This is a genomic window from Dyadobacter flavalbus, from assembly GCF_006149045.1.
Classification (GTDB): Bacteria; Bacteroidota; Bacteroidia; order Cytophagales; family Spirosomataceae; genus Dyadobacter; species Dyadobacter flavalbus.
The window spans coordinates 89,061-114,009 of the sequence record NZ_VBSN01000071.1; the positions used below are offsets into that span (position 1 = coordinate 89,061).

At 48.6% G+C, this 24,949-nt stretch carries 21 protein-coding genes; 15 read left to right on the forward strand and 6 right to left on the reverse strand.

Going from position 1 to position 24,949, the window contains the following annotated elements:
• Positions 1-26: 26 nt before the first annotated feature.
• The 4 genes from FEM33_RS23480 (at position 27) to FEM33_RS23495 (ending at position 2,929) form a co-directional block, all read left to right on the forward strand.
• Complete coding sequence (locus FEM33_RS23480; RefSeq protein WP_229214381.1) at positions 27-1,667, forward strand: beta-helix domain-containing protein; 1,641 nt, start codon at positions 27-29, stop codon at positions 1,665-1,667.
• A gap of 192 nt (positions 1,668-1,859) precedes the next feature.
• Positions 1,860-2,204 carry a hypothetical protein gene (locus FEM33_RS23485; protein ID WP_139014418.1) on the forward strand — a complete coding sequence of 115 codons (345 nt, stop codon included), beginning with the start codon at positions 1,860-1,862 and terminating at the stop codon, positions 2,202-2,204.
• A gap of 31 nt (positions 2,205-2,235) precedes the next feature.
• Positions 2,236-2,580 carry a hypothetical protein gene (locus tag FEM33_RS23490; protein WP_139014419.1) on the forward strand — a complete coding sequence of 115 codons (345 nt, stop codon included), beginning with the start codon at positions 2,236-2,238 and terminating at the stop codon, positions 2,578-2,580.
• Positions 2,581-2,629: 49 nt separating this feature from the next.
• Positions 2,630-2,929: a hypothetical protein gene (locus tag FEM33_RS23495; protein ID WP_139014420.1), complete on the forward strand. Its 300-nt coding sequence runs from the start codon at positions 2,630-2,632 to the stop codon at positions 2,927-2,929.
• 258 nt (positions 2,930-3,187) lie between these two features.
• On the opposite strand, the gene FEM33_RS23500 is transcribed toward FEM33_RS23495, so the two are convergent.
• Complete coding sequence (locus FEM33_RS23500; RefSeq protein WP_310588835.1) at positions 3,188-4,321, reverse strand: BamA/TamA family outer membrane protein; 1,134 nt, start codon at positions 4,319-4,321, stop codon at positions 3,188-3,190.
• A gap of 176 nt (positions 4,322-4,497) precedes the next feature.
• Here FEM33_RS23500 and FEM33_RS23505 point away from each other — a divergent pair, with 176 nt between their 5' ends.
• Positions 4,498-4,953, forward strand: coding sequence for a ferritin-like domain-containing protein (locus FEM33_RS23505; RefSeq protein ID WP_139014421.1), 456 nt, complete (start codon positions 4,498-4,500; stop codon positions 4,951-4,953).
• Between the two features lie 195 nt (positions 4,954-5,148).
• Here FEM33_RS23505 and FEM33_RS23510 read toward each other — a convergent pair whose 3' ends face one another.
• Together FEM33_RS23510 and FEM33_RS23515 are read right to left on the reverse strand one after the other, a co-directional pair.
• Positions 5,149-6,063 carry an AEC family transporter gene (locus FEM33_RS23510; RefSeq protein WP_139014422.1) on the reverse strand — a complete coding sequence of 305 codons (915 nt, stop codon included), beginning with the start codon at positions 6,061-6,063 and terminating at the stop codon, positions 5,149-5,151.
• Positions 6,047-7,564, reverse strand: coding sequence for an FAD/NAD(P)-binding protein (locus FEM33_RS23515; protein WP_139014423.1), 1,518 nt, complete (start codon positions 7,562-7,564; stop codon positions 6,047-6,049). The genes FEM33_RS23510 and FEM33_RS23515 overlap by 17 nt, the downstream gene beginning before the upstream one ends.
• Before the next feature lie 64 nt (positions 7,565-7,628).
• Here FEM33_RS23515 and FEM33_RS23520 point away from each other — a divergent pair, with 64 nt between their 5' ends.
• From FEM33_RS23520 to FEM33_RS23535, 4 genes are all read left to right on the forward strand, one after another.
• Positions 7,629-7,847, forward strand: coding sequence for a hypothetical protein (locus FEM33_RS23520; protein ID WP_139014424.1), 219 nt, complete (start codon positions 7,629-7,631; stop codon positions 7,845-7,847).
• A gap of 122 nt (positions 7,848-7,969) precedes the next feature.
• Positions 7,970-11,122, forward strand: a complete 3,153-nt coding sequence (locus tag FEM33_RS23525; protein ID WP_139014425.1) for a SusC/RagA family TonB-linked outer membrane protein — start codon at positions 7,970-7,972, stop codon at positions 11,120-11,122.
• A gap of 12 nt (positions 11,123-11,134) precedes the next feature.
• Entirely contained in the window at positions 11,135-12,613 is a 1,479-nt protein-coding gene (locus FEM33_RS23530) for a SusD/RagB family nutrient-binding outer membrane lipoprotein (protein ID WP_139014426.1), read from the forward strand.
• 32 nt (positions 12,614-12,645) lie between these two features.
• Positions 12,646-15,006 (forward strand): alkaline phosphatase family protein, encoded by a 2,361-nt coding sequence (locus tag FEM33_RS23535; RefSeq protein ID WP_139014427.1) that lies wholly within the window; start codon positions 12,646-12,648, stop codon positions 15,004-15,006.
• 160 nt (positions 15,007-15,166) lie between these two features.
• Here the strand turns inward: FEM33_RS23535 and FEM33_RS23540 are convergent, their stop codons facing one another.
• Positions 15,167-17,569 (reverse strand): ABC transporter permease, encoded by a 2,403-nt coding sequence (locus tag FEM33_RS23540; RefSeq protein ID WP_139014428.1) that lies wholly within the window; start codon positions 17,567-17,569, stop codon positions 15,167-15,169.
• A 204-nt stretch (positions 17,570-17,773) separates the two neighbouring features.
• Here FEM33_RS23540 and FEM33_RS23545 point away from each other — a divergent pair, with 204 nt between their 5' ends.
• A complete protein-coding gene (locus tag FEM33_RS23545) occupies positions 17,774-18,007 on the forward strand; it encodes a hypothetical protein (RefSeq protein ID WP_139014429.1) in 234 nt (77 codons plus the stop codon).
• A 92-nt stretch (positions 18,008-18,099) separates the two neighbouring features.
• Positions 18,100-18,396, forward strand: coding sequence for an antibiotic biosynthesis monooxygenase family protein (locus FEM33_RS23550; RefSeq protein WP_139014430.1), 297 nt, complete (start codon positions 18,100-18,102; stop codon positions 18,394-18,396).
• A 114-nt stretch (positions 18,397-18,510) separates the two neighbouring features.
• Here FEM33_RS23550 and FEM33_RS23555 read toward each other — a convergent pair whose 3' ends face one another.
• Positions 18,511-19,170 (reverse strand): carbonic anhydrase, encoded by a 660-nt coding sequence (locus FEM33_RS23555; RefSeq protein WP_139014431.1) that lies wholly within the window; start codon positions 19,168-19,170, stop codon positions 18,511-18,513.
• Positions 19,171-19,519: 349 nt separating this feature from the next.
• Between FEM33_RS23555 and FEM33_RS23560 the strand changes: the two genes are divergently transcribed.
• Positions 19,520-20,074: a MutS-related protein gene (locus tag FEM33_RS23560; RefSeq protein ID WP_139014432.1), complete on the forward strand. Its 555-nt coding sequence runs from the start codon at positions 19,520-19,522 to the stop codon at positions 20,072-20,074.
• A gap of 22 nt (positions 20,075-20,096) precedes the next feature.
• Here the strand turns inward: FEM33_RS23560 and FEM33_RS23565 are convergent, their stop codons facing one another.
• A complete protein-coding gene (locus FEM33_RS23565) occupies positions 20,097-20,444 on the reverse strand; it encodes a nuclear transport factor 2 family protein (RefSeq protein ID WP_139014433.1) in 348 nt (115 codons plus the stop codon).
• Positions 20,445-20,722: 278 nt separating this feature from the next.
• Here FEM33_RS23565 and FEM33_RS23570 point away from each other — a divergent pair, with 278 nt between their 5' ends.
• The 3 genes from FEM33_RS23570 (at position 20,723) to FEM33_RS23580 (ending at position 24,916) form a co-directional block, all read left to right on the forward strand.
• The gene (locus tag FEM33_RS23570; protein ID WP_139014434.1) at positions 20,723-21,100 is read left to right on the forward strand and encodes a hypothetical protein; all 378 of its coding nucleotides are present in this window, start codon (positions 20,723-20,725) and stop codon (positions 21,098-21,100) included.
• Between the two features lie 213 nt (positions 21,101-21,313).
• Positions 21,314-23,683: a TonB-dependent receptor gene (locus FEM33_RS23575; RefSeq protein WP_139014435.1), complete on the forward strand. Its 2,370-nt coding sequence runs from the start codon at positions 21,314-21,316 to the stop codon at positions 23,681-23,683.
• Positions 23,684-23,773: 90 nt separating this feature from the next.
• Positions 23,774-24,916, forward strand: a complete 1,143-nt coding sequence (locus FEM33_RS23580) for a PepSY-associated TM helix domain-containing protein (protein WP_139014436.1) — start codon at positions 23,774-23,776, stop codon at positions 24,914-24,916.
• The last annotated feature ends 33 nt before the right edge of the window (positions 24,917-24,949 follow it).

The window sequence follows — 24,949 nt, forward strand, 5'->3', positions numbered from 1 at the left end:
CAAAATTTAAACTGTTTTTCATGTCAATGAGTCTTTTTGCGGCGCTTTCTGCCTGTGAAAATGATGACAAGCCGGCTCCTGTTACAGAAGTACTTGCAGTGAAATCCATCACTCCTGCTTCCGGGCTCGCAGGGACGAAAGTGGTAATCACAGGAACAAAATTTGATCCTACCCCGGCAAATAACGTTGTTTTGTTCAATACAACGCCTGCAACGGTAACTGCAGCAACAGCTACAACACTTGAAACAACGGTGCCGGTTGGGGCAACAACCGGTCTTATTACGGTAACGACAGGCGGAACAACAGTAAAAAGCGCAACGCCGTTTACCGTTTCGGACCGTGCAACTGTAGACGTTACAGGAGAAATCAAAACAAATACAACCTGGACTGCCAATAATGTTTATGTGCTGAAAGGCTTTGTTTATGTAACTGCCGGCAACACACTGACAATTGAAAAAGGTACGATCATCAAAGGAGCCGGAAAAGAGGCTGACCCGAAAGCACAAGGCCAAGGCGGATCGCTGATCATTGAAGCAGGCGCCAAGATCATGGCGGTCGGTACTGCTGAACAACCGATCGTTTTTACTTCTTCCAAAGAGCCGGGACAGCGTAACTACGGAGACTGGGGCGGTGTTGTACTGATCGGTAAAGCACCTCATAACCAGGCGGGTTCAAAAGGACCTGAAGGCGGAATCCGCGGCGGAACCACGAACGCCGGACTTGGAACCGATAACATTGCCGATGACAACTCAGGAACTTTGCAATACGTACGCATTGAATTTGCAGGTATTGCGCTCAGCAATACAGCAAACAGCGAAATTAACGGATTGACGCTTTATGCAGTAGGCTCCGGCACAACGATTGACCACGTGCAGGTATCATACAGCGGTGACGATTCATTCGAATGGTTCGGAGGAACAGTTAATTCCAAATATCTGGTTGCTTACCGCGGCTATGATGACGACTGGGATACGGACTGGGGTTTTACAGGAAAAGTCCAGTACGCCTTGTCACTGCGTGATCCGGAGTATGCCGATCAGTCCGCATCCAACGGTTTTGAATCCGATAACTTCAACTCAGGCGAACCCGCAACAGGACCGAATGCAGGTCTTCCCCTAACAGCACCGGTCTTTGCCAATGTGAGCAACCTTGTTACTTCGGGAACGCCTTCCAATGCAACGATCAAAGGAAGCGGCGGGTACCAGGCCGGCATGCATTTGCGCAGAAATACTTCCATCAGCATTCTGAATTCCCTTTTCGTAGGTTATCCTGAAGGCCTTCGCCTGGACGGAACAGCAACCGGAACGTATACCAATGCAACCAAGGGAACACTGGACCTGAGAGGAATCGTTCTGGCCAACAATACACTTCCTGTAACCGGAAAAGGTGAAATTACCGATGCGCAGGCCACTGCGTACTTTAATACGGCTGCCCGTAAAAATGAAGTGAAAGACCTTGCTTCCCTTTTATTGAACACGGCAAACTTTACACTGACTGCTCCTGGCTTGTTGCCGCAGGCCACATCACCGCTTCTGACCGGAGCTGTATGGGATGGAAAAGGCGCTGATGCTTACTTCACAAAAGAAACTTTCAGAGGTGCATTCGGAACTACAGACTGGACAAAAGGATGGACCAACTGGGATCCGCAGAATACGATCTATAAATAAAATATTAAAAGATTATATAATTGGTGTCAGAATTTAGAAAAATCGGAGGCGTCTGCTTCCGATTTTCTTGTTTAAAAAAAGTATCGCAGAATAGGGCCATATTTTACAATTTAATAACAGCAAATAGCTGCATACCACTAAAATTAAATCTAAATTTTGATCCTTGAATAACATGAAACTCCCAGTATCCTTATGAAACATTCATTGACCATTTTGCTTGCCTTGCTGTTTCTTTTTTCATGCCGCAAGGATAACGAAGTTCCCGCTCCCATAACAGTAACAGAAACAAAAACAGAGCATTCTGACTGGTACATTCTGCATGCACCGGATGAACACGAGATACAGGCTGTTTACGGTGATATCGACGGTACGCTGCTGCTGACCGACCGTCGCCATATTCATTATACCCGGGACAAGGGAAAAACCTGGAAACAGGCCGGCTATGATTCCAACATCGGTCTGAGCGGATTCGCAATGTCAGGGGAATACGCTGTTTGTACTCGATACCGAAACCATCAGCAGCAGCGATCCGGATAACCGTTATGCAATACGTCCATACTATTTCAGCATGGATGGCGGGATTTCATGGAAAAAACTGGACCGGCAAGCGGAAAGGTCTGAGATGAAAACTCCGCTCAATTACAGCTATTCGGCAAACGGCATCCGGTTCAGTATTGATCGGTTTATCGATACCAACGGCCATGTAGAAGATAAAGGCATCAAGTCCGAGAATGGCCGTAAAATCGCTCTGCCTCAACGGCATGTACTGAAAAGTGTCTATTTTGATAAAAAGTCGCGGTTGTACATTTCCGGATCGGCGCCGCTTTGTGATACCGGCGGAAATATGCAGCCTTGTGACAAGGAAAATGCACGCGGCACGCTGTACATTTCAAGGCAAGAAATCAGATACTGACTTTTCGGATCTGCGCCGGACACATTAAAATATCATTTATAAAAAACCTATGAAAGGACAAAAAAAGGAGCTGGCAGCAGCTATTACGGAAACGATTCAGGATAAACTGACGGATACCGTAAACGGGGCCGAACAGTTGAAAAAAGCAATCAGGAAAACGGCTAAAAAGCTTGCCAAGAAACTGATCAGGATTTCTGCCAGGCAGGAAAAAGAAACCAAAAAGGCAAAACATTCGGAGCAGCCTGTGGGAAAAGCAGCAAAAATGAAAAAAAAGAAGAAATTGAAAATCGGGTTAAAAGGTACTCCGAAAACCGAACGGCAATCCCTTTCAACACTGGAAAATCCCTGAAATCGAAATTGAATTTCAGTAACAATCCGTGGATTCATAAAGCCTGGTTATGCCCGGGATTTTGTCAGGCAACTTCTTGAAGTAAATGCGTCCGGCAAAATTCCGGCAACATCCATTCACAATAAAATGAAATAACGCCCATCTTATCTTTCCGCTGGTTTCAGAACATACCAACTCATAAACCGTTTTTATGAACAGTAAGCAGGATTTTCCAAAAGCCAAAAGCCAAAAGCTGACAGCCAACAGCCAAAAACAACCTCAGAATGCCTCTCCGGTAAACAAATAAAATCCGGGACCATCTTCCGTAAACCCGACATCCAGACGCAGATAAATGTCTTTTTTCGGAAACAACAGATACCGCAGCCCGACGCCGCCGGAAGTGCGCAGGTGTCTGGTCGTAAAATCAGCGATTCTGGGCGCCACCACCGCAGCTCCCGCAAAAGCAACCGCGCCGAAACGCTTGCTGAAACCAAATGGCAGCCAGCGATGCTCCACCTGCGCTGCGAGCATGCTTTTATCCCGGTAACGGCCTGAGTAGTACCCTCGCATAATCATTTCCCCGCCCATCAGCGCTAGTTGGTTGAAAGGGATGTTGCCCCGGAAAAAATTCCCGTAAACCTGCCATGCAAGTACATTGCGGCTGCCGGAAGGATGATAGGAGCGAACGTCCAGATTGACACCGTGAAAATTATAGTCACTTCCCAGGCCGGGATGGTATTTCAGGAAGGAAATTTCACCGAAGAAACCTTTTCGGACATTCAGTACATTATGCCGGTTGTCAAAAACCAGTGCGCCACCAAGGCCCACGTTGAGCGTTCCGTCACTGCCTGTCGGTTTTTCATAAAAATGGTCCTTTGGTTGTTCAAAGTTTGTGTTATACAATTGCTGGTAATCAATTTCGGGACCGATGAAAAAATCCGGAACGATTTTCTTCAAAACCCGCTGCCTGAACAGAAGGTAGTTGGCATCAATCAGCGCAGGATCTTTGCCGGGCGTTTCGGGACCGATCCCGTAATATAAAAGCGGAAATCTCTGAAACCGCGTCCTGCCCAGAAAAAACCAGTTGTCGTGATTTCCATAAATGGCATTGTCGAGCCAGATTCCGTATTGTCCCTCCAAAGTCACAAAACTGAAAGCCTGGACTTCACTCAAACGGTTCAGTGTGTCGTTTTTTGCCTGAAACAGCAGCAATGACGACAGGCCAAATTCGACACTGGTTTCAGGTGAGTAAGCCAGTGTGGGGTAAATCCGGAAACTGGGTTTACCCGGTGCAGTAGTGTCCGTAATGGCTTTTTGTATCGTTCGCCTGAACCAGCTGTCCTGCGCCAGAAGCGGAGAAGTGACAGCTGAAAAGCAAATAAACAGAACCGGAAGCAATTTTTGTAAAATCAAGCTGGCAGCAACGTTTAGATGAGTATACGCAGGTCTGTAAACAAACTATGCCAGGAAAATGGAATACCACAATGCCGCCCTGTCAAGTTCTCCGGAAATTTTTTTCTGCCCGTCATAAAAAAACGGCATTGTGGCACGACTTTCTTATTACGTATAGTATACCAAAAACAATTATCATGTCAACAACAGGAAATACCACCAGTATCATTAACAATCTGATTGAACTTAATAATGACCGCCTAGCCGGTTTCGAGAAAGTAATTGCAGATATTGATGACCAAAATATTGACCTGAAACAACTATTTCAGGAATTCGCACAGCAAAGCCGTAAGAACGGACAGGAGCTTGCTGCCATTGTTGGTTCCGCAGATGAAATTGAAACCGGCAACAGCGTAAGCGGCACTTTGCACCGCGTATGGATTGATGTAAAATCGCTTTTCGGCGGCAGCGACCGCGCCAGTATATTGTCGGAAGCGGAACGCGGAGAAGATGCCATCAAAAAAGCATATCAGGAAGCATTGTCAAGCGGCGAACTTCTGCCGGATGTTACCAGTACGGTAAGCAGCCAGGCGCACGAAATCAATGCGGCACATGACAAGATCAAGGCGCTGAGAGATACCGCAAAAGCCTGATCCGGAAACTGACCGAAAAGAAAAGCTGCTTTGAAAAAGGCAGCTTTTCTTTTTGGATTTCAGTACATACGGCACCGGATTGCGCTTGTCAGCTGATTTCAGAATGGCTTTCACGCAAAGGCGTTCAGTTGAAAATCCAGACTTGATGCACTTCTTAATGGCCTGAAAACCATTGCGGACTGTAAATTGAGCATTTTACATCAGCACCAGCGTAGCTATGGAAACCAGCACGACGGACAGCATCATAGAAAGAAACACCAGCATGGACGATTGCTCTTCATCTGCTTTCAGAACGGCGGCAAAAATGGTGACATTGGCTGCAATGGGAAAAAGCGGCACCAGACCGAGCATTTTGTAATCTTCCTCTTCCAGATTTTTAAAGATCAGGGAAGCTGCAAAAGCAATGGCAGCCATAAGGACGGCCGCTGCAACCGTCCGGAAAGCCAGCAATTTGGAGAAGTAGCCGAATTTGATATTCCGGAAATCTACATTGGCAAGCTGAAACCCGACGATCATCATTCCTGCGGCAGAAACTGCAAAACTCACAACGCCTAAAACAGGTTTGATAAATTCAGGCGTTTCAACATCCAGAATCTTGCAGATAACACCTGCTGCAAACACATATAAGAATGGAATACGCAGCATTTCCTTTAAGGCCTTGCCCGGCGAATGCTTGGTTTTTGCCACCTGATAATATCCAATTGTATCGCCGTACAGCGCAGAGCCCAGGTAAATACAGATCAGCACGCTGACTTTTTCCTCACCGAAAAGCGCAGTAATCGTCGGAATGCCGAAAAACGCGATGTTGAAGAAGGAAAATGAGCTTCTGAGCAAAAGCGGATCGGTGTCTGGAGCAAATTTCCTGTGTCCGGCAAGGGCTGCAAAGTTCATTCCGAGTGCCAGCAGGAACGTCAATGCCGGCAGGATCATCAGTTTGGAGGCTTCGGCATCCAGCATATTTGTAAAAACCAGCAAAGGCAGCAACGCATTGATCAGCGGCTTGCTGATATATTCAGACTTGAAGCTGGTTTTTTTGCTGATGAAATATCCGATGGGGATAAAAGCCATGACAGGCAGCAGTTCGCCGTATAGTTCAAGAAGCTTTTTCAAAGATCTGGCTGGTAAGGTGCTGGCACAAATTGCCGATTGTTTTAACATTGAACCACACGGCATTCACATCCAGTAATGTACCGTTTGTGATGTGGCCGAGGGCATAAAAATTCGGGTAGGGCTTGTTGTTTTTCACAATCTGCATGGTTTGCGCATGGATTTTGATTCCGCCCACCGGTTCCGGTTCTACAAGGCCGCTTTCCGCCAGTGCCGCCATGAGTTCCGACTTCATCATTTTTACCGAAGATGCCGGGCCCGTTGCATTGATGAGGAATTCTTCGGTTACAGTCTGTCCGTCGCCGTAGGTCAGTACAAATCCTTTTTCAGGATCGTGCGTTACATCTTTCAGTTCGGGAATGATTTTCAGCTGCTGATTGTCAAAAAGTCTGTCGATCCGTTCCGCATTGACCAAAGGCATACAATGCCTGTTGATGGCCCAGTAGCCGCCCAGCCATTTTTTGAACCTGATCCTTTCGGATTCGTCCAGAGATTTCCACATTTCCGAGCTGGTATAGCGCAGTGCGTACGGAATGGCAATGAGCGCATCGCCGCCTTCCTGCGCGATTCTGATATCCTGTTTCAACAGCTCGCCAGCAGGTTTGCCGACACGTTCGGTTGCTTTCCAGTCGATTTTCCTGCCCGCGTAATCCTCTGCTTCCTGCATGAAAAGACGGAACAGTTCCTTTACCTTGGGGTTACGGAGTTTACTGCGCTGGATCTGATGCAGGTTTTTAAGCGTGATAAATTTGCATTCATAAGATTCCGGATTCTCGGGCTGAACCCGTGGCAGCAATCCGTCGAGCGAGTAAAAGGTAATTTTTCCCTCATGCCCGTTATCGGCCAGCGTCATCAGTGCGTCAATGGCACTCAGGCTGGACCCGAGTACGCCGACATTGGCTGTTTTGGGCACATTTTCAATGATGAGGCTGGATGGCCACGGAGACGGGAAGTAATTTTTCTTTTTCTCCAGATCCGGATAATTGTTGGCAACCGGCGTACCCGGCGCCAGGATCAGATAGTTACACGAATGGGTTTTTTCTCCTGACAGGTGAACGGTAAAACCGTCTGCTGTTTTTTCAACTTTCAATGCACTGGCATGAATAATTTCGACCTGCATGCCTTCTGTTTGTGCCAGTTCAAAATAATGATCAAACTGTGATTTCAGATAGTCGCCGTAAAGCCGCCGGGTTGTAAAGGCTTCGTTGCGGCCATGATTGTCTACGAATTCATCTTCAACACTTTCGGCATTTTCGATCAGCCATTCGCTGAAATGCTGGGGTTCTGTATAATGAATTCCCATCAGATCGGCCTGCGTGTTGAGGATATGACCCGGTTGCCTTGTTCCGAAAGCAAGCCCTTTCCCGACTTCCTGATTTTCTTCAATAATGGTGATACTTACTTGGTGATGAAGTCCGGCGATCCGGAACTGAAGAAACAGCTCAATAAATGCTGAAATCCCGCATGCTCCGCCGCCAATGATTGTAATGTTGTTTAAACTCATTTAAGGATGGTAGTTAATACTGTTTCGTTTGCTGACATAAGTTACCGTTAGGCCTAAAACAATCATGCTTGCAAGCAGCGGACGGTGCAATTCGCTTAAAAGACCTGTTTTTTATTATCCGGCTGCATGGCTGATTCTCAATCATGTTCAAGCTTTTTTGGAGTTTTCCCGTGTCCGGAGTGTAGCGCATTTCCGAAGCAATGCCGTTTCTGTCAGTCTGGTTTTTACTCCTTTTTACAATCCGGAATTGAACCATCCGGATGCAGCAAAAATCCGCCGGTAATTTCATAACAATTGAATAATGCAGGCTTAACATCCGGTTCCGGATAGCCGGATAACTTTGAGGTTTTGAAAAATGTCAGGTCACTCGCGGTCCTGATAAGCTCACCTAACCTTTTTATCAAAATGAAAGTACGTTTACTGCCAACATTCATGCTCTTGCTGGCCGGACTTTGCATGGCATTGCAGTTGTCTGCCCAATCCATTGCCGTAAGCGGTAAGGTTACCGCTGCCACCGGCGATGCGCTTCCCGGTGTAAGCATCCTGATCAAAGGAAGCAGTTCGGGAACAACCACGGACGCGGACGGCATGTACAGCCTCGCGGTGCCTTCCGGAGAATCAGTCCTCATTTATTCTGCCATCGGGTTTGTGTCGCAGGAAAAGGCCCTTGGCAACAAAAGCGTGATCAACGTTACACTGAACGAAGACACCAAAATCCTCAACGAAGTGGTTGTAACGGCCCTGGGAATTAAAAGGGAAGAAAAATCACTCGGTTTTGCCGCACAGACCATCAATGAAAATGCGGTGAAAGATGCCAAATCCAACAACTGGGTCAATACGCTTTCCGGCAAAGTCGCCGGGCTTAATATTCAAGGAGCCGGCGCAGGGCCGATGGGTTCTTCACGCATTACGCTGCGGGGCGAATCTTCATTGAACCTCGACAACAATCAGGCTTTGATCGTTGTGGACGGGGTTCCGGTAAGCAGCCGGATTACGGGAACAGGTTTCAATTCGCACCTTTCTGCGGACAGCCCGGTGGATTACGGTTCCAGCTTGTCGGACATCAACCCGGACGACATCGAGAAAGTTACGGTACTGAAAGGCCCGGGCGCCACGGCATTGTACGGCAGCCGGGCAGCCGGCGGAGCCATTATCATCACGACGAAATCCGGTGTGCGTCAGGATAAAGGGATCGGCGTTACGGTCAATTCCAATTTCAGTTTCGAGCAGATCAACCGTTATCCGGATTATCAGTTTGAATACGGCGAAGGGCGGAGCAGCGCCTATTTTTCCTATCTCGACAGCGAGGACGGTCCCAATACTGCAACAACCGTAGCGGCGGGAAGGGCATGGGGACCCAAGTTCAACGGGCAGTCGTATTTCCAGTATAACCCGGACGCACCGGACGGCCGTCCGACGGTACGCACGCCGTGGGTAGCCAACAAAGATTACATTTCCGGTTTTTTCCAGACCGGAACTACATTTTCCAACAGCGTTTCGGTAGAAGGCGGAGGCGAAAACGGATCTGCACGCCTGTCGCTGACGCACATGAAAAACAAATGGATCATTCCGAATACAGGTTTCGAGCGGATCAATGCAGCACTTTCCGTCAACCAGAATGTGTCCAAAAGATTGAAAATAAACGGTAAAGCCAATTATACCAACAAAAAAAGCGACAACCTGCCTATGGCGGGATACAACAATCAGTCGCTGATGTATTTCCTGATCCTGGGAACAGCACCCAACATCAAGCCGGAATGGTTTAAACCTTACTGGGAGCCGGGACTGGAAAATGTGAAGCAAAGAAATCCGTTCAACCCGACGCCGGACAATCCGTATCTGGGCATGTACGAAATGCTTAACAAGATGAACAAGCACGGATTTATCGGCAACGTTTCGGCCACTTACGAAATTTCCAAAAAGCTTGACCTGCTCGTTCGTACCGGACTGGATATGGCTTTCGAGTTCCGCTCGCAACAGCGTCCGTTCAGCATGACACGCTATCCGCGCGGCATGTACCGGGAACAGAATGTATTTACTTATGAGTCCAATACCGACTTTTTATTAACCTATAAAGATAAATTGGGCATTATTGACGTCACTGCTTCTGCCGGAGCCAACGCCATGCGCCAGTCTTACGATTTTGCAGGCATGTACGCAGACCAGCTTGCGCAGCCGGGCATTTACCAGATTTCCAACAGTCTGGATCAGGCCGTGGCTGATCCTTTGAAAACCAAAAAGGCGATCAACAGCATGTACGCGGCCGCGCAGTTTTCCTACGATGAAAAAATATTTGTGGACGTAACCGGCAGGAACGACTGGTCGAGCACGCTGCCTTACGGAAACAATTCCTTCTTTTATCCATCGGTCAGTTCGAGTTTCCTGCTGAACGAACTGTTTACACTTCCGCAGGCTGTTTCCTTTGCCAAGCTGCGTGCTTCCTGGGCGCAGGTCGGAAACGATACGCGGCCTTATCAGACGGCCCGTTACTATGACCGTATCTACGGAAACAGCTTTACCAATTCCTCCACGCTTTTCAATGCCGGCCTGAAACCCGAGATCACGGCAAGCTACGAATTCGGGCTGGATGTACGTTTGCTCAAAAACCTTGTGGGCCTGGACCTTACTTACTATAACAACAACAGCCGCAACCAGATTCTGGCTATTCCGCTGGACCCGGTTTCAGGTTATTCCAATGCACTCATCAATGCGGGATTGATCAACAGCCGCGGTGTGGAAATCAAGCTGACGGGCAAGCCGGTCACAACCAAAAATTTCAGCTGGAACACGACTTTGCTCTGGTCCAGAAACCGGAGTTATGTAAGAGAACTTGCGTCCGGCATTACGAATCAGGTGATTTATGCGCACAACACCAACGTAAGCATTGAGGCACGCGTAGGCGGGCTGATGGGCGATATGTACGGCCGCGGTTTCCAACGCTCGCCGGACGGCCAGATCATTTATTCTTCGGTGGGGCTTCCTGCTGCACTGGACCCGGTTGCCAAAAAATGGGGCAATGCATTTGCCGACTGGAAAGCAAGTATATCCAATGAATTCACGATCCGGAACGTGCGTGTCAGTCTGTTGCTCGACGGGCAGAAAGGCGGCAGCATGTTTTCCCAGACCAACCACAAGAACAATACATTGGGCAAAACAAAAGTCACTTTGCCGGGCCGGGAAGATGGCATCATCGGGCAGGGCGTCGTGAAACAGCCGGACGGAAGCTTTACACCGAATACGGTAAAAGTGCCTGCAAGCTCTTATTACGACAATTACTATCAGATCGCGAATGCCGAAACCAATATTTTCGATGCTTCTTTCCTGAAAATCCGTGAGTTAAGGGTGGAATTCAATTTGCCGCAGGCGCTGCTTACTAAAATCGGCGTACGCCAGACGAGCCTGGCGCTGTTCGGAAGAGACCTTTTCAACTTTACAAAATTCCCCGGTTTTGACCCCGAAGGCGGAAACCTCAATAACGGTACGCTTACACCCGGCGTTGAGCTTGCGCAATTCCCTTCGACCCGAACCATGGGCATGAACTTAACCCTGAAATTTTAAATCAAAAAGAACATGTTAAAGAAAGCCTATATTCCGATTTTATTCCTGCTCGCCGTTCTGACGTCCTGCACCAACGGTTTTGAAGAACTGAACACCGATCCCAACCGTCCGAAAGAAATCACGCCGGGCGTTATGCTCGGGCAGCTGCAATATCAGATCGTGAACAGTACGGTCAATGCGAGCCGCAATTTTACACATGAACTCATGCAGGTGGATGCGCCGCGGGCAAGTGCAGGCGGCGGCGGTCTGCACCGCTATATTGTAAATCCCGGCAGCGGTGTATGGAACAATTTCTATTCGTATTTGAACGACATTGAAGATATTTACCTGATCGCCGACCGGCTCAATGAAAACAACTACAAAGCCATTTCACTGATTTACAAAACGTGGGCTTATTCCATCTTGACGGATCTTTACGGCGACGTACCTTATTCACAGGCCACGAAAGCCATTGAAGGAAATTTCAAGCCGACTTTTGACAAACAGAAGGATATTTACATCCAGCTTCTGAAAAACCTGGAAACGGCAAACGGATTGCTGGATGACAGCAAAGCACTGACCTACGGAGGCGATATGCTTTACAGCGCCAATGCCTTGTCGGGCGGTAAAAATCCGGGCATTCTGAAATGGAAGAAGTTCTGCAACTCGCTGCGGCTGCGTTTGCTGCTGAGAATATCGAAAAGGGAAGGGGAAGTAAATGTAAAGGAGCAAATTAACGCCATTCTTGCCGATCCGGCTGCAAACCCCGTTTTTACATCCAATGCAGACGAGGCCATTTTCAGGTATCCGGGTACCTTTCCGTTTTTCAACCCGTTTTACAATGCAAGGCAAGTAGACTGGCGTGACGGAAATTATTATACCAAATTTTTCATGGACCGCATGAATGCACTGAATGATCCGCGCCGTGCGGCATGGGCGACGCAGGTGAAATCAGGTAATTCAGAAGTGTTTCAGGGAATTGAAAGCGGTTACCCGACTACAACGGAATATGCAGTAGGCAGCAATTCCAGCTATTCGGATGCATTGAAAACGCTGCCGCAGCTGGGCGTCATGATGACGTGGGCAGAAGTGGAGTTCATTAAAGCCGAACTGGCCGTAAAAGGATACAACACCGGCTCGACGGCTGAAAAGCATTACGAATCAGGCATTGCGGCTTCGATGGCACAATGGGGTGTAACCATGCCCGCAGGATTTCTGGAGCAGCCCGAAATTTCATACAATGCCTCGGCAACAGCGGATAAACAGCTGGAACAGATCATGCTGCAGAAGTATTACGCCTACTTTTTTGTAGATTACCAATCGTGGTTTGAAAAGCGCAGGACGGGTTACCCGGTACTGCCGCGGGGAGCCGGAATCCCTTCCGAAAACACATTTCCTTCCCGCGTTCCGTATCCTACATACTTGCAGTCTCTTAATCCCGAAGCACTGGCAGGAGCCGTAGCTTCCATGGGCGGTGACGACAGCAATATCAAGGTTTGGTGGGATAAATAATTTTTTCAGTTCATTTCAGATTTGGTTACAAGATGATATTTAAAAATAAAATAGCGGTTTGTACAATCCTTGTGCTTTGGGCTTTACAAACTGCAAATGTTGCACTGGCTCAAAAGAAGACCAATATCAAAATGCCGGAACGCGGCCTGTGCGCACACCGGGGCTGCATGGACACGCATCCGGAAAACACATTGCCCGCTTTCCGGGAAGCTGTACGGCTTGGCGTGCAGATGATCGAGTTCGACATCCAGCTTACCAAAGACAGTATGATGGTGATCATGCATGACGATGCCGTAAACCGGACGACCAATGGGACCGGAAACGTTTCGGATCTCACATTTGCACAAATCCGGGCACTGGATGCAGGCATCAAAAAAGGGGAGAAGTTTAAAGGAACGCAAGTGCCGACCTTTGAAGAAACACTCGCCATGATGCCGGCAAATGTATGGCTCAACTGCCACCTGAAAGGCGACGAGGCAGTAGGTTCCAGGGCAGCTGCCGCGCTTGCGAAATCCGGCAGGATGCATCAGGCATTTCTGACCTGCTCGGAAAAGGCAGCCGGGGCAGCACGTAAAATAGTCCCCGGCATCCTGATCTGCAACGGTGATAACAGCTACCGGAAAGATACACCCCGATACGTTCAGGCAACGGTTGACATGAAAGCGGATTTTATCCAACTGCTGCGGCACGAACCGGGCGAGGACAGAAAAGGACCGATGAAATCTTTGAAGGACAACAACGTCAAAATCAATTATTTTTATGCCAAGTCCCCGGATGAACTCGGTTCACTCTATGCGGAAGGCGTTGATTTTGTACTCGTAAATAACGTGGCGGATTTTATGCCGGAAGCTGAAAAGGTCGGTATCAAACGGGTTGTTCCAGGTTATGCCGGCGTAAGGCAGCCGGAACAGAAATCGGCTCAGGCGAAGACCGTTACAGCCAAAAACAAGACGCTTATTGTCTTTTTTGACGGGCTTCGTCCGGATTACATCACGCAGGAACTGATGCCCAATCTGTATGCATTCAGGCAGAAGGCATCTCAGGGGAAAAATCATCACAGCGTGTTCCCGACCGTCACGCGCGTAAATTCGGCATCCTATGCGACGGGCTCTTACCCGGGAACACACGGGTTGCTGGGCAATTCCATCTATTTCCCGAAAGTAAGCGCGAACAAGGCAATCGGAACCACTTATGAAGAGCTGGTGAAAGTCCGGGAATCCGAATCCGGGAATTTGCTGACGGCCGTGTCGCTTGGCGAGGTGCTTGAAGCGGCAGGTGAGAAAATGATGGTTTTCAGTTCGGGAACGACGGGCCAGGCATTTTTACAAAATCACAAAGTCGGGAAAGGCGCGATTGTCAATCATGAACTGATCCTGCCGGAAACATTCAGAGAACAGGTTTTATCCGAAATCGGACCAATGCCGAAAGGTACCGGTGACGTTTATATCAAGCACAAATGGGTTGCGGATGCCTTGCTGCATTATGGTTTGAAAAAGGATGGACCGCTGGTGAGCGCCGTCTGGTTTTCAGATCCGGATGGCGCTGCGCACCGTTACGGCATTGGTTCGGAACAGGCCGTTGCTGCCATCAGCTATGTCGATGCGCAGTTTGGCAGAATTCTGGATTCGCTTGAAAGCCGCGGATTAAGGGAAAAATACAACATCCTTATTTCTACGGATCACGGCTTTGTAACGCATACCGGCAAGCAGAATCTCAGCGATTTGCTGATCAGCAGTGGCCTGAAAAAAGATAAGGAATCGGACGACGTGGTGATTTCGGAAGGGGCTGTTTATGTAAAAAACCATGACAAAGAACGGATTAAAAAAATCGTTGCCACGCTGCATCACACCGACTGGATCGGCGCTGTTTTTACAAAGCCTGAAAAGAAAGGAAGCATGAAGGGCTGGGCACCAGGCACCTTGTCGTTTGATGCCATTCACTACAATCATCCCGCCCGGAGCGGTGATATCCTTGTGGCGCCGAACTGGAATGATGACAAAAATGACAAAAGCTATGCAGGAACGGACTTTTCAGGAGGCGTTGCCGGCCATGGCGGATCAAGTCCTTATGAAATCAATATTGCCCTGCTTGCAGACGGCCCAGATTTCAAAGATGCATGGACAAGTGAACTGCCCACTTCAAACGTGGACATTGTGCCTACCGTTCTGGCGCTTTATGGCCTGCCCGTTCCGCCGCAAATGGACGGCCGCGTACTGGCAGAATATTTTGAAAACAAACCGTCAAAGACGGGCAATGCCAAAAAAGAAGTCGTGCAAACGCATGTACAATATCCGTGGGGAACATACAGACTAAGTCTCGAACTATCCGTTCTGGGCAAGTACAGCTATGTCAATTTCACAAAAACGGAGCGGATCGTGAAGGATAGCAGGTGAGAAGGAGGAGGGTGAGAAGGAGGAGGGAGGAAAGGAGAGAGGAAGGAAAGGTTAGAGGGAGGAAAACTTTGTCCTTCCTCCTTCCAACCTTTCTTCCTTTTCCTTCCTTCCTTTTCCTTCCTTCCTTTTCCTTCCTTCCCTTCTCCTTCCTCCCTTCATATTATTGCGCCCGCAGGTACTTGACCGGGCTTTCAACGGCTGCTTTCAAAGCGTGTCCCAATACAGTCAGTAGTGTAATCAGGACGGTCAGGCCAAGTGTTGCAGCGATTAACCAGGCACTTGACGTAATGCGGTGAACGTACTGCTGCAGCCAGCTTCCGGTGAGCCACCAGCCCAGCGGTGCAGCCACCAGAAACCCGATCAGGATCAGGCGGCCGAATTCCCTTCCGAAAATCCATAGCAACTGCTGCGTACGAGCGCCCAGTACCCGACGTACCCCGATTTCCTTGGCCCGGCCTTCTGCCATAAAGGTGACCAGTCCGTAAAGCCCGATGCAGCTCATCGCCATGGCAATCAAGGCAAATGCCTGTACAAATCCGGCCAGCAATCGCTCCATATCAAGAAACGATCCCAGCAAATCGTCGAGATGATCCGCTTTATAAACGCGGTCTGGCAGTGTTTCATCCCACACCTGCTCTATGGCTTTCAACGTTGTCTTCGGAAAATTTGGTGATAATGTAAGCACGGCCATCGTGGTATGGCCCAAGTCATTCACAAGGGTAACAGGCAAGACGGACTGATGCAGATCTCCGCTTCGAAAATCCTTTACAACACCCACAATCATGCGGTCTTTATCCATGATGCGCATCCGTTTGCCAACGATGCTGCTGGCAGGTGAAACACCGAGTTGGCGCACAAGTGTTTCATTGACCAGCACCTCCTGCGCGGTGGTATCTGCAGGCCGGAAATTGCGCCCTTCAATTACAGACAACCCGAATGCAGCAATATAATGCTCGTCAGCAGCCCGGAGCCGTGTTTCAAAAGGCTCTGGTTTAGAGGCAATATGATAGCTGAATGGAGCAGGACGGTTGTAGGGAGAAGCGGGCGGATCGCTGCCGTATGTCACGCTTTCTACCCCCGGCAACTGTAACCAGCTCTGCCGCAACTGGTCATAAGGAACGGGATTGGGTGGCGAAAGCCATACGGTAAGCTTCCGTTCGTGACTGAAACCCCAGTCCACTTTCTGCATGTGCCGGAGTTGTGCCGTTATGACCAGGACAATGATCAAAAACAGTTGTGAAAGAACAAACTGTCCGGTAATCAGGGTTCTGCGAATGTTGAAACCGCCAACGGTCTGCGTAGTAAGCTGGCCGGCAAGGGCTTTTGCCGGATTAAACCGGGAAAGCACCCAGGCGGGATACAAGCCGGCAAGGATGACGATTCCGGCAATCAGAATGAGAAACCATTTCAGGCTTTCCGGGTGCAGCAAATCCAGAACAGAAATCGCCGGGTGCAGCATATCGACTTGCTCCGCCAATGTCCGGTTGACAAGCGGCATGGCCATTTGTGTCAATACCAGACTCATTGCACAGGCAAAAAAGGTCAGTATGGCGGTTTCGAAAAGAAACTGTCTGATCAGCTGAAACTGATTGCTCCCGACTACCTTGCGCACGCCGACTTCTCTGGCGCGCTGTAAAGCCTGAGCTGTTGCAAGATTGATGTAATTGATACACGCAGCCAGAACGAGCAGCAGTCCGACTGCAATCAGTGCGTACAATACGGGACGCGGCGCCATACCGCTGCGTTCATGGTTCAGTTCCGGAAGAGGCAGCATATGGTATGCAAACCGGGCTGCTTTTTCGGCAGAAAGGTTTTTTTTACGGATTTCATCCAGAGTGCCGGCCAGTTGTCCGGGATTGCTGCCTTCGCGCAGCAACACAAAACACATGCTCTGAAGGCCTTCCCAGTCTTGCATGGCACCGCTTTGTTCCAGATCCGGGATGGTTGTATAAGATATCAATGCGTCGTAACGAAGCTGTGTGTTGGCAGGCGGATTTTCAATAATCCCGGTTACGGTAAGGTCCACGCGGTTGTCGAGCCGCAAGGTGCGGCCAACGGGATCGGCACGGTCAAAGTACTTGCGGGCATAACGTTCGCTGAGTACGATCGTGTTCGGCGAGCTGAGCGCCGTTTTCGGGTTGCCTGAGATCCATTTGACCAGAAAATGATTGAAATACTGGGGTTCTGCAAAACAGACATTCCGGGCTTCATTAAACTTTTTGGCCCAGCCGTTCTTCCCGTCCGGAACGCCGATGGTACGTCCGAAAACAGTTTCCAGCCTGGTTGCACTTTCAACAAATGGATAGTCACGGCGAAGCACTTCGGCCAGTGGGCGGGGAGCAGCGTCCGTCTGCATCGTGTTTTCCCGGATAATATCCGTCACTACCCAGTAGGAACGTTCCATATGCGGGTGATGGCGGTCGAAACTGAACATGTAATTAACAAACAGGAAAATGACCAGACCGCTCGCCAGCCCCAGCGCCAGGCTTGATACTCGGATCAGATTGACCTGGCGCTGCCGCCAGATGCGGCGCAGTGAAAGTATTGTATAATGTACAAGCATGACAGAAAATAATTAGTTAAGCAATGTTTTATATACAGTTATTTTATATATAAAACGAAATTATCTTATTCCTACTTGCCAGAAACCAATTAATATTCCGACCCGGCCAAAAAGGAGGAAAGCCCTTTCATAAAAGAGTAACCGCCACGCAATCAAATTACAATATCCGCTTTCATCGCGCAGACATTCTGATTATCTTCGTATATGAATGAAACGATCATGCTTCCGGTGGAATATATGGGCACAACCCATGAATTGCCGCTGACCATTGTCCCGCAGGGATATACTTATCAGTTACATGTAGAGATCGAGGGCAGGACGCTGATCCTGGAAAAGGACGATGCGGGCGAGTACCGGGTTATCAGCATGTCCGGCGATTCGGAAAAGGTCAATAAAAGCCTTGTTGCGGCTGTTGTGGCTACGTTGCAGTCTTTGTAAGCTGTCGTCGGCCCGGGTTCAGTTCAACATGTGCAGGCAGCAAATACTTACTAGTCAATTGTAATCATGTTCAACTTAAAAATCTTCACTTTATGTATGCAAGAGTTGTTCAGGTTCTTTTAAACAAGGATCATATTGCAGATGCTACTGATTATTTCCGGGATTCTGTAGGGCCGGCTTTGAAAAACCTTTCCGGTTTCAAAAACAGCCGTTTTCTTGTAAATCAGGCAACTAACCAATGCCTGATGGTAACGCTCTGGGAAACGGAAGAAGCCCGAACCGGTGCTGAAACGAATGGTTTTTTAAAAAGCGTAATGACACACATGAAGCCTTATTTTGCCGGCCAGCCAACAATCGATTACTACGAAGTAGCTGTTCAGGTTGTCTGAAATGACAGGCGGAGCCGCATTTTCATTGTTATGTAAAAAGCGGTTTTACTTTGCTTGTTTGGTTAAAAACAGAAATAGTCAGAATCGTTAATCTGACTATTTCTGATGATGAAATTATACTTTCAGTTCCTGCTCTTCTGGCTCGGTCAGATCCAGGCGGTAAATTTCCATAATGTTTTCCAGCAGTTTTATAAAGTCGATGTTCAGATCGATCAGTTTGCCGGAATGTACGTCAAAAACCCAGCCGTGGACCGTAAGATTGCGGTCGCGCTGCGCTTTCTGTACTTCTGCCGTCTTGATGACATTGATGCATTGTTCTTCCACATTCAGTTCAACCAGTCTTTTGTAACGCTGTTCTTCATTGTCAATGGCATTAAGTTCGTCCTTGTGCGTCCGGTACACGTCACGGATATTCCGCAGCCACGGGTTAAGGATTCCCAGATCCGCCGATTTCATGGCCGCCTGAACGCCGCCGCAGTAGTAATGACCGCAAACCACGATATGCTTTACTTTAAGCTGTTCCACGGCGTAATTGATCACCGACATGACACTGAGATCCGTGTTGGGCACCATGTTCGCAATGTTTCTGAGCACAAACGCTTCGCCGGGCGCTATGCCCATCAGTTCTTCAGCGGTTACACGGCTGTCGGAGCAGCCTATGTAAAGAATATCCGGCGTTTGTCCTTTGGAAAGGTCACTGAAATAGTTGGAATCTATGTCTAGCTTCTTCTGAACCCACTCCTGATTGTTTTCAAAAATTCGCTTAATATCCATTTGATCAAAGGTTATGTTAAAAAAATACACTTATCGGTCACAAAAATAGAGCAATGCATTGGCTTTGTCAATGTGCAAAGTTGGTACAGCCGGGGCCAAAGTAAGCATTTTCCATTGCATATGACAGATTTGACGCATTAACTTTCTTTACTTTCCGGGTTGTTCTGGTTCCCTACTCGTTTATAGAAAATACAATGTTATATTGGATTTGCTTTATTTCGTTGGACAACATGAATTGTAAACCATGCCGGAGTTCAAAAGCTGGATTCAGCAATATCGATAACAGATTGCTGTACCGGACAAAAAACTTAGGATCGCGCAGCAGCGTATCTCTAACGATTTTGAACTGATGCAGAAAGGATCGGTCGTCATGGTGACCGGTTCCAACATGGCCGGCAAAAGCACTTTTCTGCGAACGGTCGGCTGCAATCTGGTGCTTGCCATGACGGACGCGCCATGCTGTGCCGCATCGGCGCGGATTGCACCCGTGTCGCTTTTTACCAGTATGCGTACTCAGGACAATCTTCAGGAAGGCATTTCATCCTTTTATGCCGAGCTGAAACGCATCGAGCAACTTTTGCAACGGATCGCCGGCGGCAAGCCTGTTTTCTTCCTGCTGGATGAAATGTTCAAAGCGACCAACTCCGAGGACCGGTATAAAGGCGGCGTTTCCCTCATCCGGCAACTAAGTGTGCTGAATGCATCCGGCATTATTTCAACCCACGATCTGAACCTGGCCAAAGTGGCAAGTCAGCGTCTGCCCATCCGCAATTACAGTTTTAACAGCACGCTAAAAGACGAAAAGATCCTTTTCAGCTACAAGCTGACGGAAGGTTTCTGCACGGATTTCAATGCAAGCGCCCTGATGAAAAAAAGCGGGATCGACATCTTGCCGGATGTGTAAACCTCTGAAAATTAAGCTGATTCTATTTCTGTTCAATACTCATCGACCTTACTTTTCCTTCCTCAAAACGGTATACATGGATTACATAACTGTCGCTCAGTACCTGGCCGTTCAGGTCTTTGATAATCTGATGAACGTCCACAGCAATGGCTCCGTCCGGCCACGGATGAATAGAAACCGGCACTAATTCGGGGTTGATTTCCTGCCATTGACGCAGCCAGTACGCACGCACTTCGTCCTTTCCGTGAACAAAGCCGCCTTCCCATCCGTTCGGCCAGGTAACATCCGTATGAACATGTGCCAGAACCGCATCGATTTTACGGTCATTAAAATCCTGATAAAGCTGATTCAGTAACTTGTGATAATCCATATTGGAAAGAGTTTGCAGTTCAGATTTGATTTTTCAAAACTAATTCAGTCCGTTGCCAGTGCGCGTCAGCAAAGCTTGAGATGTTGTAACATTTCCTTGAGAAGCTGCATTCCATTTTATTTTCTGACGAAGATTTGCCACCGGCATGAAACTGCAACCCGCTGTATTACAATACCGGCACGAAATAAGATTTGCTGGATGGTTTTACAAAAACCTGAAACTTCGGCATCCATGCCTTGGACAAAAACAATCCGTCGCTATATTTGCCCGGTAATCCGATGCGTACTACTCTGCTTTACATATGGCTGATTGTAACCATCCTGCCGACTTTCAGTCAGTGGGGAACCATTGCGTATTACCAGATCAACAAGGATTACATTACGCGTGTGCTTTGTGAAAACCGCGACAAACCGCAGTTGCATTGTGACGGGCATTGTTATCTGGCCAAAAAGCTGAAAGCACAGCAGGAAAAGCAGGATCAGCAGACGAGTGATCTGGTTCAGAATTTGCCGGCGCTGCATCTTTTTGCTTCGCCGTTGGCCCGTTTCGAGTTTTTGCCGACACATTTTTCTCCATCCCTGCGGCCCGCTTTCTTTTATCAGCTGGCTACTTACCACGCTCCGCTTTCCATTCCGGTTCATCCGCCCTGCGCCTGATCGTACATTCCGGTTATTCGGGCTTTTTGCTCAGGGATTAGCTTCGGCTTTTCCTTCATGCCGCTTTGGATTTCCTGTACGGTTTTCTCATTTTCTGGTGCTGCCGGCTTATGGATCTGGCGGGCAGCGCAGCGATTATTCTATCCAGTCCAGCTTACTTGAATCATGTCCATACAGCCATTTTGCTGCATGGATCCATAAATGTATTGTCGAATGAAATTCAACTATTTATTCCTGTGGTTACTGTTTACCGGTAACTGCATCAGTTCCTTAGCGCAATCCGGCCTTGGAACGCTGAACGGCCGGATCATGAACACCCGTCAGGACCCGGTTGCCGGTGCTTCCGTTACGTTTCAAAACACCGCGCTGGGTACAACCACCGACGCCAACGGCCGCTTTAGCCTTTCCAACATTCCGCCCGGATCTTATATTTTAACCGTATCCAATGTTGGCTATACGGCGCATACGCAAAGTCTTCCAGTTACAGATGGAAAAAATCCGTTTCTTGATCTTCATCTTTCGGAAAGCATGCAGGAACTGAGGGAAGTGGTGGTCAGCACAGCCAGAAACAATTACTTGGTATCGAGGTCAAATACGTCAACCCGGTTGGATGTCCCTTTGCTTTCCACGCCGCAGTCGGTACAGATTGTGTCCTCACAATTGTTGCGGGACCGTCAGGCTTTTACACTGAACGAGATTGCCGGGACGTTTACGGGCATGAAGGCCAATAATGGGAACGGCTCTTTTCAAATGCGGGGCTTCACTGCTTACTCGCCCAACGATGCCAGTTTTTTACTGTATAACGGTATACGGGGAAACCTGTTTTTGTGGAGCCAGCAGCCTTTGCTTTATAACATCGAATCCGTTGAATTGCTCCGCGGCCCGTCCGGCGCACTTTTCAGTGAAGGTTCTCCCGGCGGTGTGGTCAATTTTATTACCAAAAAACCTTTGTCCGAAAAAGGCGCAGGCGCAGACCTGTCATTGGGCAGCTGGGGATTCATGCGGGCTTCGGCAGATTTTACAGGACCTGTTTCAAACAACAAAAAACTGCTGTACAGAGCCATTATCGGTTATGACCGTTCCAACAGCTTTCGCAACGATCAGGAAAAACAAAATCTGTTTATTGCTCCTTCCTTGACTTACCTTCTGAACGGCCGCACTTCCCTGAACCTCGAACTTAATTATGCATACCAGAAAGCGGTTCAGCAATACGACAACGGAAGCTACATTTATTCCGGACCCGATGGCAGCTTCGATTTCAACCATTATCCTAATCATCTGACGATACAAAGCCCGACCGATTATGGAAAAACCCGCAATGCATCGGGCACGCTGAGTTTTTATCATCAGGTTAATCAAAACCTGAAACTCACGGTTGTGGAGCGGATGGTGCGGAATGTACTGGATTTTACGGATCACATTCCCGTTGGAAGAATCCGAAATGATTCCATCAGCAGAGGATTTCAGGACTGGGAAACGGACCGGTTCAGTTTGCAGACAACTGCTTATGCTGCTTATACCGCAAAAACAGGATTTCTGAGGCATCAGCTTGTTGCCGGTATGGACTACAACCGTTACGGCTGGACCAAAAATGATTATCAGTACAAGGCATCCACGCGCATTTCAATCTTTAATCCCGACTATTCCGGCAGTATCCCGGATGCATCCGTTCCTGCCGATGAATCGGATGATAACAAACGCATCACCAACCTGTTCGGCGGCTACATTCAGGATCAGCTCAGTGTCGGCGACTATTTTAAAGTTCTGCTTTCGCTCCGGTATGACCGTTACAATGGCAAGGAAACCCCATTGTCGGAGCGCGACAACAAACAGGGCGATGAACTGCAGGCATCTGGCTGGATTCCCAGGATCGGACTGGTTTATTTACCCGTAAAAAATGTATCCGTTTACGGTACTTATCTGAAATCCTTCAATCCGCAGACTTCCAATAACGTTCTGGCCGGAGGCCCGTTCCCGACCCGGCAGGCATCGCAGTATGAAGTAGGTTCCAAAGCAGATCTGCTGAGCAACCGCCTTTCGGCTACCTTGTCGTTGTACCAGATCAATTATACCAACATTCTCACAGCAGCACCCACTGAGCAAAACTCGCACCGTCAGGCTGCCATTGATGGTACCCGCAGCCGGGGCGGTGAATTCTCCGTAACAGGTAATCTTGACAGAATCAGCCTCATAGCCGGTTACGCCTTCAACGAGCATGTACTCGTCAGCACGAGCACTTACGGAAAGAAAGGCGACCGATTTGCCAATGCGCCCAAGCATCAGCTCAACTTCTGGGGTAAATATCTACTTCCGTTCCCGGTGCTGAAAGGGCTTGCTTTTGCGGCAGGCGTGCGCTATGTAAGTAATCAGGTCGGCCTTTTAAGCAATCAGAATTTCATTTTTCCTTCCTATACGGTTCTGGATGCGGCGCTTTCCTATCAGCGCAACCGATATCAATTTCAGCTGAATGCGTATAATCTGACGGACAGGCATTACTTTACCGGAAGCCGTTCGGGTGTGACGACGGCCGGATTGGGCGATCCGTTTAATGTCAGGATCGGTGTCAGTTATCAGCTTTGGTAATCCGCGTTCCGAGGCCGATGTTGTCCTCAAATGTTTTAAACCAATGCTTTAATCAAGTTGGCAGTAAACCTAAGATCATCAGGCATTTGCATGAGAAAATCAACATTTAAACGAAGCTTGTTCAGGCTTCACAGCTGGCTTGGGCTGGTTACGGGAACATTCCTGATTTTACTGGGACTGAGCGGTTCCGTGCTTGTGTTCCGACCCGAACTTGACCGGTTTTTCAATCGGGACCTGCTGCACGTTTCACCGGCCTCAGCCAGCAAGCCCGAACAGGCTCTGTCGCGCTGTTACAATCATATCACAGAAAAATACCCGGATCTGGACGGCATAGCATGGCTTAATCCAGATGCCGGCCCGGAAGATGCCTACAATTTCAGGATCTATTTCAATGATACCCGACTGCTGACGTATGATCTGGCATTGATCACATTCAATCCCTATACCGGTGCTGTGCTGCGCGAAGGCCCGGCCAGTGATTTTATTCCCAGTCTGCTGGAATGGCTGTTTCAGTTTCATTTCAGTTTTCAGCTGGGCATTCCGGGAGCAGCACTGACGGCGATTTTTGGTATTACCATGCTGCTGTCCCTGCTTACAGGTGCTATCGTGTATCAGAAAATGCTATGGCACGTACTGTGCTTTCGGGTAAAGATCAACCGGAAAAACTGGCGCACCATCAGTTCCGACCTGCACCGCATCATTGGCGTGTGGTCATTGCTTTTCAATGCGGTCATTTTTTTTACGGGCTTCTGGATGAATCTTTTTGCCTTTAAATCCAAAACCTGGCAGAATGAGCTGGTTTCCACCAGATCCAATACGCAAATGCAGGTACCGGCCGATCGGATGTTTCAGCAGGCGCTGCAAGCAATGCCGGAACTGCAACCGGTGTATGTTTATTTGCCCACACAGCCAGAACGTAAATTTGAAGTACGGGGCTATGCGGCAGGACAATGGAAACTTTGGGGTGCCGGAAATTCGGTAAGGATCAATCAGCAGACGGGTGAAGTACAGGAAGTTGTCAGGCTGGCGGAGAAACCTTTGGGCGAACGGATAGAAGCCACTTTTCATCCCTTGCATGTGGGTAATTACGGAGGCATCATCGTAAAGATACTTTATGTAATCATCGGACTTGCTCCCGGATTGCTGGCCGTCACCGGCTTTCTGCTCTGGTGGCGACGTACCCGAAGTCCTTTAACGCAACGGAAACGGGCACCCCTTCGCCGGTTCGCTTAGGCATAGGCTGAATGAAGGCTGGCTGCCTGCGGA

What these genes read in the sequence shown, in the direction of transcription:
- FEM33_RS23480 (WP_229214381.1), top strand. Translation starts at nt 27, where the DNA reads ATGAGTCTTTTTGCGGCGCTTTCTGCCTGTGAAAATGATGACAAGCCG.
- FEM33_RS23485 (WP_139014418.1), top strand. Translation starts at nt 1,860, where the DNA reads ATGAAACATTCATTGACCATTTTGCTTGCCTTGCTGTTTCTTTTTTCA.
- FEM33_RS23490 (WP_139014419.1), top strand. Translation starts at nt 2,236, where the DNA reads ATGGATGGCGGGATTTCATGGAAAAAACTGGACCGGCAAGCGGAAAGG.
- FEM33_RS23495 (WP_139014420.1), top strand. Translation starts at nt 2,630, where the DNA reads ATGAAAGGACAAAAAAAGGAGCTGGCAGCAGCTATTACGGAAACGATT.
- FEM33_RS23505 (WP_139014421.1), top strand. Translation starts at nt 4,498, where the DNA reads ATGTCAACAACAGGAAATACCACCAGTATCATTAACAATCTGATTGAA.
- FEM33_RS23515 (WP_139014423.1), bottom strand. Translation starts at nt 7,564, where the DNA reads ATGAGTTTAAACAACATTACAATCATTGGCGGCGGAGCATGCGGGATT.
- FEM33_RS23520 (WP_139014424.1), top strand. Translation starts at nt 7,629, where the DNA reads ATGCTTGCAAGCAGCGGACGGTGCAATTCGCTTAAAAGACCTGTTTTT.
- FEM33_RS23525 (WP_139014425.1), top strand. Translation starts at nt 7,970, where the DNA reads ATGAAAGTACGTTTACTGCCAACATTCATGCTCTTGCTGGCCGGACTT.
- FEM33_RS23530 (WP_139014426.1), top strand. Translation starts at nt 11,135, where the DNA reads ATGTTAAAGAAAGCCTATATTCCGATTTTATTCCTGCTCGCCGTTCTG.
- FEM33_RS23535 (WP_139014427.1), top strand. Translation starts at nt 12,646, where the DNA reads ATGATATTTAAAAATAAAATAGCGGTTTGTACAATCCTTGTGCTTTGG.
- FEM33_RS23540 (WP_139014428.1), bottom strand. Translation starts at nt 17,569, where the DNA reads ATGCTTGTACATTATACAATACTTTCACTGCGCCGCATCTGGCGGCAG.
- FEM33_RS23545 (WP_139014429.1), top strand. Translation starts at nt 17,774, where the DNA reads ATGAATGAAACGATCATGCTTCCGGTGGAATATATGGGCACAACCCAT.
- FEM33_RS23550 (WP_139014430.1), top strand. Translation starts at nt 18,100, where the DNA reads ATGTATGCAAGAGTTGTTCAGGTTCTTTTAAACAAGGATCATATTGCA.
- FEM33_RS23555 (WP_139014431.1), bottom strand. Translation starts at nt 19,170, where the DNA reads ATGGATATTAAGCGAATTTTTGAAAACAATCAGGAGTGGGTTCAGAAG.
- FEM33_RS23560 (WP_139014432.1), top strand. Translation starts at nt 19,520, where the DNA reads ATGCAGAAAGGATCGGTCGTCATGGTGACCGGTTCCAACATGGCCGGC.
- FEM33_RS23565 (WP_139014433.1), bottom strand. Translation starts at nt 20,444, where the DNA reads ATGGATTATCACAAGTTACTGAATCAGCTTTATCAGGATTTTAATGAC.
- FEM33_RS23570 (WP_139014434.1), top strand. Translation starts at nt 20,723, where the DNA reads ATGCGTACTACTCTGCTTTACATATGGCTGATTGTAACCATCCTGCCG.
- FEM33_RS23575 (WP_139014435.1), top strand. Translation starts at nt 21,314, where the DNA reads ATGAAATTCAACTATTTATTCCTGTGGTTACTGTTTACCGGTAACTGC.
- FEM33_RS23580 (WP_139014436.1), top strand. Translation starts at nt 23,774, where the DNA reads ATGAGAAAATCAACATTTAAACGAAGCTTGTTCAGGCTTCACAGCTGG.